Source organism: Halomonas ventosae, from assembly GCF_004361885.1.
Taxonomy (GTDB): domain Bacteria; phylum Pseudomonadota; class Gammaproteobacteria; order Pseudomonadales; family Halomonadaceae; genus Halomonas; species Halomonas ventosae_C.
The window spans coordinates 22223-41539 of the sequence record NZ_SNWH01000004.1; the positions used below are offsets into that span (position 1 = coordinate 22223).

Consider the following 19317-nt stretch of genomic DNA (forward strand, 5'->3'; position numbering starts at 1 on the left):
GTCAGTCATCGAGGACCGGGCGCCAGTCGGTGACGACCAGGGTGACCTTAAGATCGTCATAGCTCATCACCAGGCGCCGGGGCAGCCAGAGATCGGCGACGCGTACCCAGTCACGGTAGGCGATCTCCCAGCCATCCTGCTCGAGAAGACGGGGAAAGCCCAGTGCGTCCTTTTCCAGTCGGTAGGGGCTGTCCTGGGCTGGCAAGCCACGAATCCAGTCCGAGAGGGCACTGACGGGTAACGACCAACCCAGCTGCTGGGCCATCAACGCCTCCGGGGTCGCGGCCTCGAAGCGGCCCTCGGCGGTGGTCAGTGAGAAGCGTCCCTCGCGACCCTCCAAGGTGCTGCGCCCGCTGCCGAAGGGGCCGCTGATCAGCAGCCGGTAGTAAAACGGGTGCTGGCTCCAGTCCAGGTTGGCGCTGGTGGCCTGCTCGGGGGTGCGCAGACCAGCCTTGCCGACCAGTACCCAGGTGTCGAGTTCGGCGATGCGTTCGGCCTGGGCGGCCCATTGTCCGGCGACACGCTGCTCGCCCTTGGTAGTGAGAGGCTGGCCTGCACAGCCGGCCAGCCAGGCCAAGGCGAGCAGCAGGGCCAGCAGTCGCGGCAGTGTGGTCATGGCGAGGTCCGTTCGTTGCGGTCAGTCGGCACGTTCTGGGCGTCGAGTTCAGGGTAGCGTTGCAGCAGCTCGTCGATCAGCGGTCGCTCCTCGAAGCGCTGCCGGGCCTGATCGAGCAGTTCACGGGCGCGCTGTTCCTCACCCAGCGCCCAGAGTACCTCGATCAGGTGGGCAGCAACTTCCTGGTCGGGCATCGCCGCCCAGGCGCGCTCGAGCCAGACCAGGGCGCCTTCGGCATCGCCCTGGCGATAGCGGACCCAGCCCAGGCTGTCGAGGATGGCCGGATTATCGGGCTCCAGCGCGTGGGCCCGCTCGATCAGCGCGCGTGCCTCGTCCAGGCGGCCTTCCACATCGGCATCGGCAAGCGTATAGCCCAGGGAGTTGAGGGCGTTGGCATTGGTTGGATCAGTGGCGATGATATGCCGAAGGTCGGCCTCCATGGTGACGAGATCGCCATCGGCAACGGCGCGCATGGCCCGCAGGTAGCGTAGCTGGGTGTCATCGGGTCGCCGGTCGAGTTGACTGTCAAGCAGGACATCGGCCTGCTCGCCGAGGCCGGCCTTGTCGAGCAGCTCGACCTCCAGGGCAACCAGGTCGCTGGAGTAGGATGCGTGGCGCAGCCGCTCGAGGCGCAGGAAGGCGCGTGCGTCGAGCAGCCGGTCGTTGTCGATCAGCATGCGGGCCGCGTTCATGCGGGCGGTCAGGAACTGCTCGCCCTCGGGCACCTGGCGGTAATACAGCAGGGCGTTGTCGATCTCGCCCTCTTCCTCGGCGATGGCACCCAGCAGCAGGAGGGCCAGCGCCGGGGCCGTGTCATCGCCGACCAGCGGCAGCAGCAGCCGGCGTGCCGGGGGCGCATACCCTTCCGCCAGGAAGAGTCGTGCCAGGCCCAGGCGCAGCTGGGGGTCTTCGCCATGCTCGTCGAGCAAGGCATTGGTGGTGGTCTCGGCGGCCTCGATACCACCCAGCCGGATCTCGGCGCGTGCCAGCAGCAACATCAGACGCGGGTCGCCGGGCGCCACCTCCAGGCCACGTTGTGCCGCCGAGCGAGCCTGAGAGGGGGCATCGGCTTCAAGGGCCAGGCGAGCACGAATCCGCCATAGATCGGGAAGCTCGGGGGCTTGTCGGGCGAGGCGCGCCAACCGCTGCTCGGCCGCTGCGCGCTCGCCGGCGGCGGCCTCCAGCAGGGCAGCGGCCAGTTCGCTGTCGGGACGATTCTCGCCGCTACTGGCCAGGTGCCTGCGCATTCTGGCCAGTAGCGGTGCCGGGTCGGTGCCGGACTCGAGGGCGCTCTCAACAAAGCCGGTCAGATCTTCCTGCGCACCTCGCGAGATGGCCTCCAGGCGCTGCGCCAGTGCGTCATCCCAGTCGCCACGCAGGATGGCGAGACTAGCGAGCAGGCGGGCAGGTGCGTCGTCCTGGGGGGCCAGAGACTGCCAGCGCCGTGCGGTTTCCTCGAGCAACCCGGGGTTCTCGCTGAGCCGAGCCGCCAGCGCGGCTCGTTCGGCGAGGGAGGGCGAGTGATAGCGCTCGGCGACGTCGAGAAAGCCGCGGGTGGCTCGCGGGTAGTCGCCGCGCTGGCCGGCCAGTTCGGCTACCAGCAGCCGGGAGAGGCCGTCGGCATCCAGCCCGCGGCTGACCGGCGGTGCTTCCGCCATGGGATCCTGGGAGGGGATGGCGGGCGAGGAGGCTCCCGGCAGGCCTTGACAGCCAGCAAGTAGGGACGCCAGCGCCAATGGCGCCAGTGGCAGACTTTGCAGGATTTGAAGGAGCGTTACGCGGAGCATGCGCGTCTCGTGCCAGAGGGCGAGAGGCCAGCATAACGGCTTGACTCCGCTGGGCAAAGCATGATCCCGCTTATGGCATGTCATGGCGCGCCCGATGGATGGCCTGTGGTAGAGTATGGCGCTTCGAGGATGGGCGGTCCGCATCGGCGGACATCACCTTGCGCCTCTGCCGAAACCACGACTCGCGAAGACGCTGAACGCATGACGCTTCTTGCCCTGGGTATCAATCACCGTACCGCCGCCATCGAGGTGCGTGAGCAGGTCGCCTTCTCGCCGACACAGCTGGCGTCGGCGTTGGCCGAGTTGCGTGCGCTGCCGACGGTGCGCGAGGCGGCGGTGCTTTCCACCTGCAACCGTACCGAGCTCTATTGTGTCACCGATACTGTCGGCGAGCGCGAGATCCTCGATTGGCTGGGTCGCTTCCATGGCCTGAGCGTGGAGGAGCTGCTGGGCTGTGCCTACCACTTCCACGACAATGAGGCGGCCCGGCACCTGATGCGGGTGGCGGTGGGCCTGGACTCCATGGTGCTGGGCGAGCCGCAGATTCTGGGCCAGCTCAAGGAGGCCTACCAGGCGGCCCGTCGGGCCCATGGCCTGGGCGGCGAGCTGGAGGATCTGTTCCAGAACACCTTCGCCGTGGCCAAGCAGGTGCGAACCGAGACGGGCATCGGTCGCAACCCGGTGTCAGTGGCCTATGCGGCGGTGAGCCTGGCCAGCCGAATCTTCGGTGACTTCACACGCTCGCGGGCGCTGTTGATCGGTGCTGGCGAGACCATCGAGTTGGTGGCGCGCCACCTCCACGAGGCGGGGGTGCGCCGGCTTACCGTGGCCAACCGTACCCATGAAAGGGCCGAGGCCGTATCCGGCCCGCTAGGCGGCCAGGCGATCACCCTCGATGCGATTCCCGAGGCACTGGCCGAGGCGGATATCGTGATTTCCTCGACTGCCGCACCCTTGCCGATCCTCGGCAAAGGCATGGTCGAGCGGGCACTCAAGAAGCGCCGCCACCGCCCGGTGTTCATGGTCGACATCGCCGTGCCCCGGGATATCGAGCCCGAGGTGGGTGAGCTCAGCGATGTCTTCCTCTATACCGTCGATGATCTTCAGGAGGTCATCGAGGAGAACCGCCGGCATCGCCAGGTGGCCGCCGACCAGGCCGAGTCGCTGATCGAGCAAGGCGTGGACCACTGGCAGCATGCGCGGCGCATCCGCAGTGGCGGCGAGCTGATCCGCGACGTGCGCGCTCGCGGCGAGGCCATGCGCGAGCTCTCCGAGCGGCAGGCTCTGGCCCGCCTGGCCCGCGGCGAGGACCCCGAACTGGTGATCCGCCGCCTGGCCCATCAGTTGACCAACCGGCTGATGCATCGCCCTACCGTGGCGATGCGCGAGGCGGCTTCCCGGGAGCGTCATGACCTGCTGGAGGCCGCCACCACTTTGTTGCTGGATGAATCCACCGACCACTCCCGATAGGATGCGCCGATGAAAGCCACCCTGCGCCAGCGCCTCGATGCCTTCGTCGAGCGCTTCGAGGAGCTTTCCGCTTTGCTGGCGGAGCCCGAGGTGATCAGCGACCAGACCCGCTTTCGCGACTACTCGCGGGAATACGCCGAGCTTGAACCCCTGGTAGAGGCCTGGCGCGAGTATCGCGCCGTGGAGGCCGACATTGCTTCCGCCGAGCAGCTGCTCGGCGATGCCGATGCCGAGATGCGCGAGCTGGCCGAGCTCGAGCGCGACGCGGGCCGCGACAGGCTGGAGGCCCTTGAAACCCGACTCAAGCAGCTGCTGGTGCCCCGCGACCCCGACGACCGGCGCAATGTCTTCCTCGAGATCCGTGCCGGCACTGGCGGCGACGAGGCGGCGCTGTTCGCCGGCGATCTCTTTCGCATGTACGCCCGCTATGCCGAGCAGCACGGCTGGAAGGTCGAGGTGGTCAGCGCCAGCCATGGAGAGCAGGGCGGCTACAAGGAGATCATCTCGCGGATCAAGGGCGAGGGCGTCTATGCGCGGCTCAAGTTCGAGTCTGGCGCCCACCGGGTGCAGCGCGTGCCGGCCACCGAATCCCAGGGGCGTATCCATACCTCCGCCTGCACGGTGGCGGTGATGCCCGAGGCCGACGAGGTGGTTGACATCGATATCGACCCGAATGATCTGCGGGTGGATACCTTCCGCTCCAGCGGCGCCGGCGGCCAGCACGTCAACACCACTGACTCCGCCATCCGCATCACCCACTTGCCCAGCGGCGTGGTGGTGGAGTGCCAGGAGGAGCGCAGCCAGCACAAGAATCGCGCCAAGGCGATGGCGTTGCTCGCCGCCAGACTCAAGCAGTCAGCGGTGGCCAGCCAGCGCCAGCAGCAGGCCGATGCCCGGCGTTCGCTGGTGGGCTCCGGTGATCGCAGCGAGCGTATCCGCACCTACAATTTCCCCCAGGGGCGGGTCACCGACCACCGCATCAACCTGACGCTCTATAAGCTCGCCGAGGTGGTCAGCGGCGAGCAGCTCGACGCCGTGATCGAGCCGCTGATCCACGAGTATCAAGCCGAACAGCTCGCGGCCCTCCAGCAGGACGCCGGATGACCTTCGACACCCTGCTGGCGCGGGCCGCTCGGCGCCTCGCTGACGCCGGCTCGCCGAGCGCGCGGCTGGATGCCGAGGTGCTGCTCTGCCACGTGCTGGATGTCGATCGCACCTGGCTCTACACCTGGGGCGACCGCCAGGCGCCGAGCCTTGAGCGGGCCCGCTTCGAGGCGCTGCTGGCAGCCCGCGCCGTGGGGTGCCCGGTGGCCTATTTGACCGGCGAGCGGGAGTTCTGGGGGCTGCGGCTGGCCACTTCGTCGCACACCCTGATTCCCCGTCCCGACACCGAGCAGCTGGTGGAAGCGGCTCTGGCGCATGCTGCCTCTCCGCGTGGGCGACTGCTGGATCTAGGCACCGGCACCGGCGCCATCGCCCTGGCCTTCGCCAGCGAGCGACCCGGCTGGTCGGTGGTCGGCATCGACCTGAGCCCCGAGGCGGTGGCCCTGGCCCGGCACAATGCCGAGCGCCTCGCCATCGGCAACGTCGACTTCCGCGTGGGTGACTGGTTCACGGGGCTGGACCATGAAGAGAGTGTCGAGCGCTTCACGCTCATCGTCTCCAATCCGCCCTATATCGCCGCGGACGACCCGCACCTGGCGCGGGGCGATCTGCGCTTCGAGCCGCGCGGCGCCCTGGTAGCCGCCGAGCAGGGGCTGGCCGACCTGCGCCATCTGGTGGTCGAGGCCCGTGGCCATCTTGTCCCTGGTGGCTGGCTGCTGCTCGAGCATGGCCATGGCCAGGGAGCGGCGGTGCGTGAAGCCCTCGCCGATGCCGGCTATGGGGAGACGGCGACGCTTCGCGACATCGGCGGCCATGACCGGGTCAGCCTGGGCCGCCAGGTTCAGGGCGAGACTGGAGCAAGACTGACGTGATGTGGTACATCTTGAGCAGCAAAAAACACTACGTCGCGTTGCCTTTGCCTAGATGAAACCCAAGACTCGCTCGCTTGACCGCATCGACCTCAAGATCCTGCGCGCTCTGCAGGAGAATGCCCGCATCTCCTATGTCGACCTGGCCTCTCGGGTCGGGCTTTCCACCACGCCCTGCCTGGAGCGTGTCAAGCGCCTGGAGCGCGCCGGCATCATCCGCGGCTACAAGGCGCTGCTCGATCCCCGGGCGCTCAAGGCCAACCTGCTGGTGTTCGTCGAGATCAGCCTGGAGACCCATTCGCCGGCAGTGTTCGACGAGTTTCGCCGCGCCGTGGCCAGGCTGCCGCAGATCCAGGAGTGTCACCTGGTCTCGGGGCAGTTCGACTACATACTCAAGTGCCGGATTCCCGAGATGTCCGCCTACCGCCAGCTGCTCGGCGACGTGGTGCTGACCCTGCCGGGGGTCAAGGAGTCCAAGAGCTACGTGGTGATGGAGGAGGTCAAGGAGGACGTCAGCCTGCGCGTGCCCGACATCGAGGAGTTCGAAGAGAAGTGAGCCCATTGATGGATGACCAGGCCCTGCTGCGCTACAGCCGCCAGATCATGCTCGACCCGATCGATATCGCCGGCCAGCAGCGACTGCTGGCTGGTCATGCCCTGGTGATCGGCGCTGGCGGGCTGGGCTCGCCGGTGGCCCTCTACCTGGCGGCCGCCGGCCTGGGTCGATTGACCCTGGCCGACGCCGACGAGGTCGAGCTCTCCAACCTGCAGCGTCAGATCGCTCACGCCACTGCCGACCTCGGCCGCAACAAGGCCGAGTCGGCCCGGGAGGCGGCACTGGCTCTCAATCCCGGCTGCTGCATCCACGCCCTCACCGCGCATCTCGACGGCGAGGCGCTGGCGCAGGCGGTCGCCGCGGCCGATGTGGTGCTCGACTGTACCGACCGCTTCTCCAGCCGCTATGCCATCAACGCCGCTTGCCAGGCGGCGCGGGTACCGCTGGTCTCCGGGGCGGCGATCCGCTTCTCCGGGCAGCTCGCGGTCTTCGACGCTCGCGACCCCGACTCGCCCTGCTATGCCTGCCTCTATCCGCCCGAGGGAGCAGCGAGTGGCGAGGGCGACGAGGCGCTGAGCTGCGCCGAGAGCGGTGTGGTGGCGCCCCTGGTGGGGCTGATCGGCAGCTTCCAGGCACTGGAGGCGATCAAGCTGGTCAGCGGCGCGGGCACCCCCCATCGCGGGCTTTCCACCTTCGACGGCCTCGCTGGCCAGTGGCGCCACTTCCGGGTGCTGCGCGACCCCGCCTGCACGGTCTGTGGGAAGGCCTGAGGCGAGGTCGATGCTCCCTGGGGCTGCACGTCACGCCAGCCGATCCAGGGTGGTGGCCACGGCATCGAAGAGCCGCTCGAGCTCCGCCTCGGTGCTGGCGAAGGGCGGGCCGAACTGCAGAGTGTCGCCGCCGTAGCGCACGTAGAAACCGGCTTCCCAGAGCGCCAGGTGGGCGTCGCGTGGACGGATGGTCGGGTCACCGTCGCGGGGCGCGAGCTGCACGGCCCCGGCCAGACCGTGGTTGCGGATGTCCACTACATGAGAACACCCTCTGAGGGCGTGGAGCTTGTCCGCGAACGCCGGGGCGAGGGCTCGTACCTGGCCGGGGAAGTCCTCGCGCTCAAGGAGCTCCAGCGTCGCCAACCCCGCGGCGCACGCTACAGGATGGGCGCTGTAGGTGTAGCCATGCGGGAACTCGATGGCGTGCGTCGGTCCGCCCCCCGCCATGAAGGTGTCGAAGATCTCCCGGGAGGCGATCACCGCGCCCATGGGCACCGCGCCGTTGGTGAGCTGTTTGGCCACGTTCATGATGTCCGGGGTGACCCCGAAGGCCTCGGCCCCGGTGCGCGCCCCGGCGCGGCCAAAGGCGGTGATCACCTCGTCGAAGATCAGCAGGATGTCGTGGGCCGAGCAGATCTCGCGCAACCGCTCGAGATACCCTCTGGGCGGCACGATGACGCCGCCCGAGCCGGACATCGGCTCGACCATCACCGCGGCGATGTTGGAGGCGTCGTGCAGGGCGATCTGGTCGAGCAGGGCATCGGCGAGTTCCGCCCCACTGTCGGCCTGGCCGCGGGTAAAGGCGAGGGCCGGCTGGAGGGTGTGGGGCAGGTGGCTGACATCCAGAAGCTGGCCGTAGGGCTTGCGATTGCCACCGATCCCGCCGAGGCTGGTGCCGCCCACGTTGACGCCGTGATAGCCCTTGGCGCGGCCGATCAGTCGGGTCTTCTCCGGACGCCCCTGGAGTCGCCAGTAAGCCCGCGCCATCTTCACCGCGGTATCGGCCGACTCGGAGCCGGAATCGGTGAAGAAGACGTGGTCCAGGCCCCGCGGCGTCAGCGCCGCCACCCGTTCGGCCAGCTCGAAGGCGAGTGGGTGGGCGACCTGGAAGCCTGGCGCGTAGTCCAGCCGGCCCAGCTGGGCCGCCACCGCCTGCTGGATCTCGGCACGGTTGTGGCCGGCGCCACAGGTCCAGAGGCCGGAGAGGGAGTCGAAAAGTCGTCGGCCACGGTCGTCGATGAAGTAGCGTCCCTCGGCGGCTGTGATCACCCGCGGATGGGCATGGAAGTCGCGATTAGCGCTGAACGGCATCCAGTAGTGGTGATTGAGGGGGCGGGGCCCGTGGCCGTGCTCGATGGCATGGAGGTCAGGGGGGCTTGACGGGGTCATGGGGATCTCCTCTTGCTGGGCAGGGTTCTCATTGGAACATGGGGGTGTGTGATGTCGTTAAAAGGCCCTCCTGCTGGCCCTCGCGTGAGGGAGTCCTGACGTGATCGCCGAGCGCCCTGGTGAACGCCCGGCCGGTGGATATCGGGCAGATGATGGTGATTAATTGACGATGCCGGTGCGGATTGCGGGAGGCACAACCCGGACTCATGTGAGCGCATCTCTATTCAATGTAATGTAAAAACAATGGAATGGATAATATCAATAGAAAGTCAGCTTGACTTCCCTGGCAGATCGTCAAGCCTTGAGGTATTAAATACTTGACAGCCTTTGCGGTGCTGGTGCCACACTGAGGTGACTGCCGCCGGGCGAGTCATCCAACAACAACCCGCGTACCGCGCATCACTAACAGGTGTCCCGCATGACCTCACCGCCGCTCGCGCCGCCCGCCTCCTGGTACCGCGATTCCATCGCTGTCGAACTTGGCGACTGTCCCCCGCTCGAGGGCGAGGAGAGGGCCGATGTCTGCGTGGTCGGTGGCGGCATCACCGGCTGCTCGGCAGCCCTGCATCTGGCCGAACGGGGTTACTCGGTGGTGCTGCTCGAGGCTGGGCAGATCGGTCACGGCGCTTCCGGTCGCAGCGGCGGTCAGATCCTGCCGGGACTGGGCACCGACATCGCCACCGTAGAGAAGGCGCTGGGTCGAGCGCGCGCCCGGGAGATCTGGGAGATGAGCCGCGAGGCAGTGCGCCTTACCGCCGAGCTGATCGAGCGTCACGCCATTCCCTGCGAGCTGGCCTGGGGCTACCTGCATGCCGCGGTCAAGCGTCGCCACGTGCGCGAGCTCGAAGCCTTCCGCGAGCGCATGGCGCGCGACTACGACTACTCGGCGCTCACCCTGCTCAAGGGAGAGGCCCTGCGCGAGCACGTGGTGACCGACGCCTACCCGGCGGCGCTGTACGATGCCGAGGGCGGCCACCTGCACCCCCTCAACTATACCCTGGGCCTGGCGCGGGCGGCCCGTCGCGCCGGCGTGGCGATCCACGAGCAGAGTGCCGTCGTGGAGATCCGCCATGGCCAACCGGCCAGCGTGATCACCGCCGCGGGCCGTGTGACGGCTGATTTCGTGGTCCTGGCCACCAACGCCTACCAGGCGGGCCTGGTGCCGGAACTCTCGGGGCGCATCATGCCTGCCGCCAACTACATGATCGCCACCGAGCCGCTCTCCGCCGAGCGTGCCGCCCAGGTGCTGCCGCGCAACGACGCGCTGTCCGATGCCAACTTCGTGCTCGACTACTATCGGCTCTCCGCCGACCGGCGTCTGATCTACGGTGGCGAGGTCAGCTACGACGGCCGCGAGCCGCGCGGCCTCGAGGCGCGCATGGATGCCAAGATCGCGCGGCTCTTTCCAGTGCTTAAGGGCGTGCGCATCGACTACCGCTGGGGCGGCGACGTGGCCATCACCCTCGACCGGGCGCCCGACTTCGGCCGGCTGGGCCGCAATGTCTACTATGCTCAGGGCTACTCAGGACACGGCATGGCCCTGGCGGGGCTGGCGGGCAAGCTGCTGGCAGAGGCCATCGCCGGGCAGAGCGAACGCTTCGACGTCTTCGCCGCCATGCCCCATCGCCGCTTTCCGGGTGGTGCCTTGCTGCGCAAGCCGCTGCTGTTGCTGGCCACCCACTTCTACAAGCTGCGCGATCGGTTGTGAACCAGGCCATCTCTAATCGAGAGGGCACCCTCATGAACGACTCCCTGACCCTGGACACCGCAGAGGCTTCGCGAAACGAGAACGTCGAAACGGCCCGCGAGGCCTCCTCCATTGAGCTGCATGGCCTGCACAAGCGCTTCGGTCGCCACACCGTGGCGCTCAATGGGGTCGATCTGACCATCGAGGCCGGTGAGTTCTTCACTCTGCTTGGCCCCTCGGGCTGCGGCAAGACCACGCTGCTGCGCATCCTCGCCGGCCTCGAGGAGGCCGACGATGGCCGCCTGGCCATCGGCGGCAAGGACATCACCGAGGTGCCGCCGCACAAGCGCAGCGTCAATACCGTTTTTCAGTCCTATGCGCTCTTCCCGCACCTCTCGGTGCGCGAGAACCTGGCCTTCGGGCTCAAGATGCGCGGCCTGCCGCCCGTGGAGCGCGAGGCGCGGGTGGCCAAGATCGCCGAGTTCATCAAGCTGGGCGACCTGGTGGCGCGCCGCATCGACCAACTCTCCGGTGGCCAGCGTCAGCGTATCGCCCTGGCCCGCGCCCTGGTCAACGAGCCCGACGTGCTGCTGCTCGACGAGCCGCTCTCGGCACTGGATGCCGGCCTGCGTAGTCAGTTGCAGGTGGAGCTCTTGCGGGTCCAGAAGCGCCTGGGCATGACCTTCGTGTTTGTTACCCATGACCAGCAGGAGGCCATGGTGATGTCCGACCGTATCGCCGTGCTCAACGGCGGGGTCATCCAGCAGGTGGGGCCGCCACGCGAGGTCTACGAACACCCGGTCAACGCCTTCGTCGCCCGCTTCATGGGCCACGACAACCTCTATCCGATCACCGCCCGCCAGGGCAATCGCCTGACCACGCCGCTCGGCGAGCTTGTCGCCGATCAGGCCGGCGAGGGCGACCTGCTGCTGATTCGTCCCGAGACCCTGGACCTGTTGCCCGGCGAGGTGGCGGGCGACAATCATCTGCTGGCCGTGGTCAACGAGCGGCTCTATCGCGGCAGCCATGCCGAGTATCGCCTCGAGGTCGGGGCGGGCACCCTGCAGGCGACCCTCAACAACCGCGGCAGGCACCTGCCCGAGGTCGGGGATCGGGTCACGGTGACGGTGGCTCCCGATGATCTGGTCACCCTGAGCGAGTGAGGAGACGTCCATGGCCTATACCGGCGTAACGCCTTCCGCCCGCAGCCGTGGCATGGTGCGCGAGGCACGGCACCTGCTGTTCACCGTGGCCCCCGGCGCCAGCTGGATCGTGATCTTCCTGGTGCTGCCCGCCGCCTACCTGATGGGCGTGGCCTTCATGACCAACGGCCCCTATGGCCTTCCGCAGATGCCGCTGTCACTGGAGTCCTTCCGACGCCTGGCTGGCTTCGGCTTCCTGGGCTGGAGCCCCGGCAACCTCTATACCCTACTTCGCTCGCTGTGGCAGACGCTGGTCTCCACCGGCCTGGTGGTGCTCGTGGCCTATCCCATCGCCTACTACATCAGTACCTGCCGCGAGACGTGGCGGCCGATCATGCTGCTGCTGGTGGTAGTGCCGAGCTGGACCAACCAGGTGATCCGCACCTTCGGCTGGATGAACCTGCTGGCGCCGGGCACGCCGCTCTCCGAGCTTGCCGAGTCGCTGGGTCTGATCGCGCCCAACATGGGGCTGTATCCATCGAACTTCGCGGTGACCCTGGGGCTGGTCTACAATTTCCTGCCGTTCATGGTGTTGCCGCTCTACGCCGCCTTCGAGAAGCTCGACATCGCCCAGGTGGAGGCCGCTCAGGATCTCTTTGCTTCGCCGGTGCGCGCCTTCTGGCACGCGGTCTTTCCTCAGACCCTGCCGGGGCTGCTGGCCGGCATCGTGCTGGTGGCGATCCCCGCCTTCGGCATGTACGTCATCCCCGAGCTGCTCGGCGGCGGCAAGGGCATGATGCTCGGCAACCTGGTGGCCAACCAGTTCGCCGGCGGCGCCAACTGGCCGCTGGGGGCGGCCGGTGCGATCCTGATGCTGATCGCCACCTTCATCGGGCTGTTCGTCATGCGTCGCATCGGCAAGCGCCTGGGTGGCGGCGAGGAGGTGGTGATATGAGAAAGCGCACGCTCAAGCGCGGCCTGACCGCCTTCTGGTGGTTCACCCTGGCCTTCCTCTACCTGCCGCTGGCGGTCGTGGTGCTGTTCTCCTTCAATGCCTCCAACAGTGCGGCCTCCTTCACCGGCATCTCGCTGCGCTGGTATACCCGCCTGATGGGCAACGAGGAGATCCTCTCGGCCTTCGCCAACAGTATGATACTGGCCATCAGCTCATCGATGATCGCGCTGGGGATCGGCTGTTTGATCGGCTACGGCATGTACCGCCATCGCCAGCGCAAGCTGGGCTGGCTGATCGTGCTGATCTACCTGCCCATCGTGCTGCCGGACATCGTCTTCGGCATCTCGGAGATGGCCTTCTTCGTGCAGGTCCATCGCCTCACCGGGCTGCTGCAGCCGGGGCTTATCACCATGATCATCGCCCACGTCACCTTCCAGATTCCCTTCGTGGCGCTGATCGTCTACTCGCGCTTCGTGGGCCTGGACCCGACGCTCTTCGAGGCGGCCAAGGATCTCTATGCCTCGCCGACCAAGCGCGTTATCCACTTCATGCTGCCGACCATCAAGCCGGCATTGATCTCGGCCTTCTTCCTCTCCTTCACGCTGTCGGTGGATGACTTCGTGATCAGTTTCTTCACCGCGGGACCGGAGAGCGCGACCCTGCCCATCTACATCTGGGGGGCGATCAAGAAGGGCGTGTCGCCGGAGATCAATGCCATTGCTGCGCTGATGATCGGCGCGGTGGCCGTCGCTGCCGTGATCAGCCTGATGTTTAGCCGTCGCCGGCCAGCTTGAGCCGGCATTCCGCCCCCATGGGGAAACCAGGAGAGTCCGAGATGACAATCAACAAGACCGCACTTGCCCTGTCCATCGGCGCCGCGCTGCTGGCCGGCAGCGTCCAGGCTCAGGAGAACAAGCTCTACCTGTTCAACTGGACCGAGTACATGGATCCCGCGATCATCGAGGCCTTCGAGAAGAAGTACGACGTCGACGTCGTGCAGAACTACTTCAACTCGCTGCCCGAGATGTTCGCCAAGCTCAATGCCGGCGGCGTCTCCCAGTACGATATCATCGTGCCGTCCAACTACTATGTGCCGCGGCTGATCCAGACCGGCCTGGTGCAGAAGCTCGACAAGTCGAAGCTCGCGAATCTGGATAACGTCATGGCGCAGTTCCGGGATCCCAGCTTTGACCCGGGGGCTGAATACAGCGTGCCCTACCAGTGGGGCACCACCGGCATCGTCTACAATACCGCGACCTTTCCCGATGCCCCCAAGAGCTGGTCGCTGCTGTTCGACCCCGAGGTCAATCCCGACTATCCGTTTGCCCTGATGGGCGATGGCCAGGTCAGCATGGGCGGCGCCTGTGCCTATCTGGGCCATGGCTATGACTGCACCGACATGAACGCCTGGAAGCAGGCCGCTCAGCTGCTGATCGATACCAAGCGGCGCGACAACTTCAGCGGCTTCTCCGACGGCACACCGGCGCTGCAGCAGCTGGCCCGCGGCGTCACCCACGTGGGGCTCTCCTACAACGGCGACTACCTCTTCTTCAAGGAGGAGGACCCGGCGACCTTCGCGAACCTGGATTTCATGATCCCCGACGAGGGCGCCGAGATGTGGGTGGATTCGATGCTCATTCCTTCCGAGGCACCCAACCCGGAGATGGCCCACAAGTTCATCGATTTCATCCTCGATGCCAAGGTGGGCGCGCAGCTCTCCAACTACAACTACTATGCCAGCCCCAATGCGGCCGCCGTGCCGTATCTGGATGCGGTGCTGACCGTGCCGCCTGTGCAGCCCAGTGAGGCTGACATGAAGCGACTGCGCTTTACCCCTAGCCTGGAAGGCCAGGCCTTGCAGACCTTCCAGCAGCTGTGGTCCGAGGTCCAGTCTCGCTGAGCGCCGGCTCCCTGGGAGGCTGTCGGATTTGACCGATCGGGGTGAGAGATTCAGGTTTCTCAGCGGATCAGTGTTAAGTTCAACCGCCTCCTGGCCGGGGGCCTCGCCATCCCGAGCAAGGAATTTCTCCATGAGTAACCGACAGGAGCAACCGCTCCTCAACGATTGGTTCCAGAATCACGGCATCACCGAGGTGGAGTGCCTGGTCAGCGACCTGACCGGCATCCTCAAGGGCAAGATCATGCCCGCCGGCAAGTACCTCAACGGCGGGCGTCCGCGCCTGCCCGACTCGATCTTTATCCAGACCGTCACCGGTGGCTACCCCGACGACGAGGACATCCGCTTCTGGAACCCGGCGGAGCGCGACATGGAATTGGTGCCCGATCCCCAGGCCGTATTCCTGGTGCCCTGGGCCGAGGATCCCACCGCCCAGATCATTCATGATTGCTTCTATCTGACCGGCGAGCCCGTGGAGCTCGCGCCACGCTATGTGCTCAAGCGCGTGCTGGAGCTCTATGTCGCGAGAGGCTGGACGCCGGTGATCGCCCCGGAGGTGGAGTTCTACCTGGTCAAGACCAATACCGACTCCGATTATCCCCTGGAGCCACCGATCGGGCGTACCGGACGCCAGGAGAGCAGTCGTCAGTCGTTCTCCATTGATGCAGTCAACGAGTTCGATCCGCTATTCGAGGAGATGTACGACTACTGCGAGGCCATGAACCTGGACCTCGACACCCTGATCCACGAGGAGGGTGCCGGCCAGATGGAGGTCAACTTCCAGCATGGCGACCCCTTGCGCCTCGCCGACCAGGTGGTGATGTTCAAGCGCACCCTGCGCGAGACCGCGCTGCGCCACGGCATGTATGCCACCTTCATGGCCAAGCCCATGGCGGGCGAGCCGGGCAGTTCCATGCACATCCATCAGAGCCTGCTCGACGCCAAGGACGGGCACAATGTCTTCGCCGACGGCGATGGCCAGCCCAGCAAGCTCTTTCACCACTTCCTCGGCGGCCTGCAGCGCTACCTGCCCGCGGTGATGCCGCTGCTGGCGCCCAACGTCAACTCCTACCGCCGGCTGATGCGCACCGAGACCAGCGGCTCGGCGCCGGTCAACGTGGAGTGGGGCATGGACAACCGCACCGTGGGCCTGCGCGTGCCGGTGTCACCGCCCGAGGCGACACGTGTCGAGAACCGCCTGGCCGGCGCCGACGCCAATCCCTACCTGGTGATGGCAGCCTCGCTGGCCTGCGGCTACCTGGGACTGCTGGGCCGTCTCGAGCCGCGCCCACCGATGGCCGGTTCCGCCTGGTCCAGCGGCAACAAGCTGCCCGACGACATCGGTCCGGCGCTGGACCTGCTGCACGACTGCCAGCCGCTGGCCGACATCCTCGGCGAGCGCTTCACCCACAGCTACCTGGCGGTCAAGCGCGCCGAGCATCGCGCCTACTTCCAGGTCATCAGCTCCTGGGAACGCGAGCATCTGTTGTTGCGGGTATAGTGCCGGGACGGGGTTCGGCCCCGACTCGAGTTAACCATCATTAGGGAGGGGACGAGATGCTGCTACGACAGTGGGCCTGGCTGGCGGGTCTGGGGCTGGCGGCCGTCAGCCTGGCGGCGAGCGCCGAGGAGGGCAAGCTGAGGCTGTTCAACTGGTCGGACTACATGGATCCGGCCATCATCGACGCCTTCGAGACGGAGACGGGCATCGAGGTGGTGCAGAACTACTACAACTCGAACGCTGAGCTCTTTTCCAAGCTTACCGCCGGGGGCGATGCCCAGTACGATCTGATCGTGCCCTCCGACTACTTCGTGCCACGGCTGATCGACGCCGGCCTGATCCAGCCGCTTGCCGCCGAGGGCGAGGAGCTCGAGGGTCACGACAATATCCTCGCGGAGTTCCGCGCGCCGAGCTATGACCCCGAGGGTGACTACACCGTGCCCTACCTGTGGGGCGCCACCGGCATCGTCTACAACACCGAGACCTGGCCCGACCCGGCGCCGAGCTGGGGGCTGCTCTACGATCCCGAGGTCAATGCCGACTATCCCTTCGCGCTGCTCAAGGGGGACGCCCAGTTCACCTTCGGCACCGCCTGCGCCTTCCAGGGGGCCGGCTTCGACTGCGTGGGCCAGGCGCCCTGGGTGGAGGCGGCACGGCTGGTGATCGAGACCCGTGGGCGTGACAACTTCGTCGGTTTCGTCGACGCCACGGCGGCCATCGAACAGGTGGCCAAGGGGGTGATCCACGTCGGCGTCGCCTACAACGGCGACCTGGCCGGAAAGCGCGCGGGGGATCCCGAGACCTATGGCAAGCTGGGCTTTTTCATCCCCAAGGAGGGCTCCCAGCGCTGGGTCGACGCGCTGGCGATCCCGGCGCGCGCGCCCAATCCCGAGGCCGCACGTGCCTTCATCGAGTACCTGCTGCGTCCCGAGATAGCCGCCCAGCTGGCCAACTACAACTTCTACACCACGCCCAATGAGGCGGCACTGCCGCTGGTCAACGATGCCCTGCGCGAGCCGCCGGTGATGCCCGACGAGGCCGCCCGCGAGCGCCTGCATTTCACCCCCTCGGTGAGTGGAGAGGAGCTGGAACTGTTGCAGGAGCTGTGGAACGAGGCGCGTAGCCGCTGAGCGCGGGTTGCCCGTACGAGCCTGCCGCCGGAGGGATCATCCCTCCGGCGGCATTGTTTGGTAAGTATATAGATCCATTTTATTGATAATCTACCGAAATATCGCGTAATATCGCAGCAATATGTTGAATAAAGTTTCCACTTGGAGACCCCATGTCCGTCTCGTTCGAGCCCGATCATGCCGCGTCCTGGTACGCCGCCACCGCCAACCCTGCCCCCGAGCGCTCCGCCCTCGAGGACGAGGTAAGCTGTGACGTCTGCGTGGTGGGAGCCGGCTTCACCGGCATCTCTGCCGCCCTTCACCTGGCCGAATGTGGCTTCTCGGTGGTGGTGCTGGAGGCGGTGAAGGTCGGTTACGGCGCCTCGGGACGCAACGGCGGGCAGATCGTCAACAGCTACAGCCGCGACCTGGATGTCATCGAGGAGAAGTATGGTGCCGAGACCGCCCGGGCCCTGGGGGACATGGCCTTCGAGGGCAACCGCATCATCCGCGAGCGCGTGGCCAAATACGCCATCGACTGCGATCTCAGGAATGGCAACCTGTTCGCCGCCTGCAATCAAAAGCAGCTCGAGGGGCTGCGCGAACACCAGGCGCTCTGGGAGCGCTATGGGTATCGGGAGCTCGAACTGCTCGAAGGGGAGGCGGTGACGCGCGAAGTGAACTCCCGGCGCTACACCGGGGGCCTGGTGGACCACGGCGGTGGCCACCTGCACCCGCTCAACCTGGTGCTGGGCCAGGCCGCCGCGGTGGAGTCGCTGGGCGGGCGCATCTTCGAATACTCACCGGTCACCGGCGTGACGCACGGCGAGCCGGCGGTAGTGCATACCGCTAAGGGCCGGGTGCGCGCCGAGCGGGTGGTGATGGCCGGCAATGCCTACCTCAAGGGCGTGTTGCCCGAGATCGAGGGAAAGTCGATGCCCTGCGGCACCCAGATCATCACCACCGAGCCTCTGGGCGAGGAGCGGGCCCGTGCCCTGATCCCCAACGGCCTGGCGGTGGAAGACTGCAACTACCTGCTCGACTACTACCGCCTGACCCGTGACAACCGGTTGCTCTACGGCGGCGGGGTCAACTACGGCGGCAGCGACCCGACTGACATCACAGCCGTCATCCGCCCCAAGATGCTCACCACCTTCCCTGAACTCGACGACGTCAAGGTGGACTACGCCTGGAGCGGCACCTTCCTGATGACCCTCAACCGCCTGCCGCAGTTCGGCGTGGTCAACGGCAACGTCTACTATGCCCAGGGCTACTCGGGGCACGGCGTCACCTGCACCCATCTGGCCGGACGGCTGATCGCCGAGGTGATGACGGGGCGCGAGGAGCGCTTCGATGCCTTCGCCGGCCTGCCGCAGCTGCCGTTTCCCGGCGGACGCCTGCTGCGGGTGCCGCTGTCGGCCATCGGCGCCTGGTACTATCAGACCCGCGACAAGCTTGGCGTTTGAGCTCAACAGAGGCCGACTGTCTCGCCATCCTCGTTGGTATCCAGCCATGTGGAAATAGACCAGGCGTTGGAGCTCATGGCGCAACCCAACCTGCTGGAGCAGAGCGAGCCCTGGCTTGACTGACCGCCTGGGTCGTCGCCATCCAGTGACAGCAGGTCAGGAAATGTGAAACTCACGGCATGCCCCTGATGTCGTGCATCTCGGGGCTTATACTGAAGGCGATTCTCGAGAGGCACAGGATGTGCCCTCACCATCGCCCCCTTTTCCATCACGCATCTCCCTGAGCCTCGTGATCATGAAGAGGCGCAACGGCGTCCCCCAGGAGGTGACAGATGAGCAAGTCGATCGTGATAGGCGCTAGCCTGGCCGTGCTGGGACTGGGCGGGCTGGGCTACGGGGCCTGGCAGATCCAGGAGCAGCAGCGCGGCCCCGAGTATGCCGAGATCACCAACGTGGAGGCCCTGACGCGCACCGTGGAGACCCCTCGCGAGGTGTGCGAGGAGATGGTCGTGCAACTGCCGCCGCAGGCCTCTTCGGGGCCGGGGGCCAGCCGGGATCCCCACCGTGTGCTGGGCACCGCGGCCGGCGCCATCGTTGGCGGGCTGCTCGGCAACCAGGTGGGGGGTGGCAGCGGCAAGAAGATTGCCACGCTTGCCGGCGCCATCGGCGGCGGCCTGGCCGGCCGCGAGGTCCAGGAGCGCGTCGAAGCGCGTCAGCATGCCCAGGCGGCGCAGTCCCAGCCGCGTACCACCACCCGCCAGGAATGCCGGACCGTGGTCGATACCCATCAGCAGACCGAGGGTTACGAGGTTACCTGGCGCCACGGCGAGACGCTCGAGACCAGCCGCCTGGACAGCCCGCCCCAGGGCGATCGGGTGCGACTCGAGGAGGGGCGGCCGCAGTGGAATGCCGTCACCTCGCAAGGTGGCTGAGCGAGCTGCATCTGGTCATGCAAGATACCTCCCCGGCCAGTGACGGCCGGGGCGGCGTCGTTGTCGA

17 protein-coding genes are annotated in these 19317 nt (G+C 66.7%); 14 read left to right on the plus strand and 3 right to left on the minus strand.

What is annotated here, in order from left to right:
• Position 1: 1 nt before the first annotated feature.
• Together lolB and DFO68_RS04365 are read right to left on the minus strand one after the other, a co-directional pair.
• Positions 2-616: a lipoprotein insertase outer membrane protein LolB gene (gene lolB, locus DFO68_RS04360; RefSeq protein ID WP_133482440.1), complete on the minus strand. Its 615-nt coding sequence runs from the start codon at positions 614-616 to the stop codon at positions 2-4.
• Positions 613-2403 carry a tetratricopeptide repeat protein gene (locus tag DFO68_RS04365; protein WP_243726412.1) on the minus strand — a complete coding sequence of 597 codons (1791 nt, stop codon included), beginning with the start codon at positions 2401-2403 and terminating at the stop codon, positions 613-615. Before DFO68_RS04365 ends, lolB begins: the two co-directional genes overlap by 4 nt.
• Positions 2404-2604: 201 nt before the next feature.
• Between DFO68_RS04365 and hemA the strand changes: the two genes are divergently transcribed.
• The 5 genes from hemA to DFO68_RS04390 are packed head-to-tail and all read left to right on the plus strand — an operon-like array spanning position 2605 to position 7172.
• Positions 2605-3873 (plus strand): glutamyl-tRNA reductase, encoded by a 1269-nt coding sequence (gene hemA, locus DFO68_RS04370; RefSeq protein ID WP_133482442.1) that lies wholly within the window; start codon positions 2605-2607, stop codon positions 3871-3873.
• 9 nt (positions 3874-3882) lie between these two features.
• Positions 3883-4977, plus strand: a complete 1095-nt coding sequence (gene prfA / locus DFO68_RS04375) for a peptide chain release factor 1 (protein ID WP_133482444.1) — start codon at positions 3883-3885, stop codon at positions 4975-4977.
• A complete protein-coding gene (gene prmC / locus DFO68_RS04380; RefSeq protein WP_133482446.1) occupies positions 4974-5849 on the plus strand; it encodes a peptide chain release factor N(5)-glutamine methyltransferase in 876 nt (291 codons plus the stop codon). Before prfA ends, prmC begins: the two co-directional genes overlap by 4 nt.
• 52 nt (positions 5850-5901) lie before the next feature.
• Complete coding sequence (locus tag DFO68_RS04385; RefSeq protein WP_133482448.1) at positions 5902-6402, plus strand: Lrp/AsnC ligand binding domain-containing protein; 501 nt, start codon at positions 5902-5904, stop codon at positions 6400-6402.
• Between the two features lie 5 nt (positions 6403-6407).
• Complete coding sequence (locus DFO68_RS04390) at positions 6408-7172, plus strand: HesA/MoeB/ThiF family protein (protein ID WP_243726423.1); 765 nt, start codon at positions 6408-6410, stop codon at positions 7170-7172.
• A 30-nt stretch (positions 7173-7202) separates the two neighbouring features.
• Here DFO68_RS04390 and DFO68_RS04395 read toward each other — a convergent pair whose 3' ends face one another.
• Entirely contained in the window at positions 7203-8561 is a 1359-nt protein-coding gene (locus tag DFO68_RS04395) for an aminotransferase class III-fold pyridoxal phosphate-dependent enzyme (RefSeq protein ID WP_133482450.1), read from the minus strand.
• A gap of 418 nt (positions 8562-8979) precedes the next feature.
• Between DFO68_RS04395 and DFO68_RS04400 the strand changes: the two genes are divergently transcribed.
• The 9 genes from DFO68_RS04400 (at position 8980) to DFO68_RS04440 (ending at position 19250) form a co-directional block, all read left to right on the plus strand.
• Entirely contained in the window at positions 8980-10269 is a 1290-nt protein-coding gene (locus DFO68_RS04400; protein ID WP_133482452.1) for an NAD(P)/FAD-dependent oxidoreductase, read from the plus strand.
• 32 nt (positions 10270-10301) lie between these two features.
• Positions 10302-11411 carry an ABC transporter ATP-binding protein gene (locus tag DFO68_RS04405; RefSeq protein ID WP_133482454.1) on the plus strand — a complete coding sequence of 370 codons (1110 nt, stop codon included), beginning with the start codon at positions 10302-10304 and terminating at the stop codon, positions 11409-11411.
• 10 nt (positions 11412-11421) lie between these two features.
• Positions 11422-12345, plus strand: a complete 924-nt coding sequence (locus DFO68_RS04410) for an ABC transporter permease (protein WP_133482456.1) — start codon at positions 11422-11424, stop codon at positions 12343-12345.
• Entirely contained in the window at positions 12342-13139 is a 798-nt protein-coding gene (locus DFO68_RS04415) for an ABC transporter permease (protein ID WP_133482458.1), read from the plus strand. Before DFO68_RS04410 ends, DFO68_RS04415 begins: the two co-directional genes overlap by 4 nt.
• 41 nt (positions 13140-13180) lie before the next feature.
• The gene (locus DFO68_RS04420) at positions 13181-14245 is read left to right on the plus strand and encodes an ABC transporter substrate-binding protein (RefSeq protein ID WP_133482460.1); all 1065 of its coding nucleotides are present in this window, start codon (positions 13181-13183) and stop codon (positions 14243-14245) included.
• Positions 14246-14375: 130 nt separating this feature from the next.
• A complete protein-coding gene (locus tag DFO68_RS04425; protein ID WP_133482462.1) occupies positions 14376-15743 on the plus strand; it encodes a glutamine synthetase family protein in 1368 nt (455 codons plus the stop codon).
• A gap of 56 nt (positions 15744-15799) precedes the next feature.
• Positions 15800-16873: a polyamine ABC transporter substrate-binding protein gene (locus DFO68_RS04430; protein WP_133482464.1), complete on the plus strand. Its 1074-nt coding sequence runs from the start codon at positions 15800-15802 to the stop codon at positions 16871-16873.
• A 152-nt stretch (positions 16874-17025) separates the two neighbouring features.
• Positions 17026-18318 (plus strand): NAD(P)/FAD-dependent oxidoreductase, encoded by a 1293-nt coding sequence (locus tag DFO68_RS04435; protein WP_133482466.1) that lies wholly within the window; start codon positions 17026-17028, stop codon positions 18316-18318.
• 332 nt (positions 18319-18650) lie between these two features.
• A complete protein-coding gene (locus DFO68_RS04440) occupies positions 18651-19250 on the plus strand; it encodes a glycine zipper 2TM domain-containing protein (protein WP_133482468.1) in 600 nt (199 codons plus the stop codon).
• Positions 19251-19317: the final 67 nt, after the last annotated feature.

Excerpts from the sequence above, each read along its gene's own strand:
- DFO68_RS04420 (WP_133482460.1), top strand. The coding sequence starts at position 13,181 with ATGACAATCAACAAGACCGCACTTGCCCTGTCCATCGGCGCCGCGCTG.
- hemA (WP_133482442.1), top strand. The coding sequence starts at position 2,605 with ATGACGCTTCTTGCCCTGGGTATCAATCACCGTACCGCCGCCATCGAG.
- lolB (WP_133482440.1), bottom strand. The coding sequence starts at position 616 with ATGACCACACTGCCGCGACTGCTGGCCCTGCTGCTCGCCTTGGCCTGG.
- prmC (WP_133482446.1), top strand. The coding sequence starts at position 4,974 with ATGACCTTCGACACCCTGCTGGCGCGGGCCGCTCGGCGCCTCGCTGAC.
- DFO68_RS04395 (WP_133482450.1), bottom strand. The coding sequence starts at position 8,561 with ATGACCCCGTCAAGCCCCCCTGACCTCCATGCCATCGAGCACGGCCAC.
- DFO68_RS04365 (WP_243726412.1), bottom strand. The coding sequence starts at position 2,403 with ATGCTCCGCGTAACGCTCCTTCAAATCCTGCAAAGTCTGCCACTGGCG.
- DFO68_RS04440 (WP_133482468.1), top strand. The coding sequence starts at position 18,651 with ATGAGCAAGTCGATCGTGATAGGCGCTAGCCTGGCCGTGCTGGGACTG.
- DFO68_RS04385 (WP_133482448.1), top strand. The coding sequence starts at position 5,902 with ATGAAACCCAAGACTCGCTCGCTTGACCGCATCGACCTCAAGATCCTG.
- DFO68_RS04435 (WP_133482466.1), top strand. The coding sequence starts at position 17,026 with ATGTCCGTCTCGTTCGAGCCCGATCATGCCGCGTCCTGGTACGCCGCC.
- DFO68_RS04425 (WP_133482462.1), top strand. The coding sequence starts at position 14,376 with ATGAGTAACCGACAGGAGCAACCGCTCCTCAACGATTGGTTCCAGAAT.
- prfA (WP_133482444.1), top strand. The coding sequence starts at position 3,883 with ATGAAAGCCACCCTGCGCCAGCGCCTCGATGCCTTCGTCGAGCGCTTC.
- DFO68_RS04405 (WP_133482454.1), top strand. The coding sequence starts at position 10,302 with ATGAACGACTCCCTGACCCTGGACACCGCAGAGGCTTCGCGAAACGAG.
- DFO68_RS04430 (WP_133482464.1), top strand. The coding sequence starts at position 15,800 with ATGCTGCTACGACAGTGGGCCTGGCTGGCGGGTCTGGGGCTGGCGGCC.
- DFO68_RS04410 (WP_133482456.1), top strand. The coding sequence starts at position 11,422 with ATGGCCTATACCGGCGTAACGCCTTCCGCCCGCAGCCGTGGCATGGTG.
- DFO68_RS04400 (WP_133482452.1), top strand. The coding sequence starts at position 8,980 with ATGACCTCACCGCCGCTCGCGCCGCCCGCCTCCTGGTACCGCGATTCC.
- DFO68_RS04415 (WP_133482458.1), top strand. The coding sequence starts at position 12,342 with ATGAGAAAGCGCACGCTCAAGCGCGGCCTGACCGCCTTCTGGTGGTTC.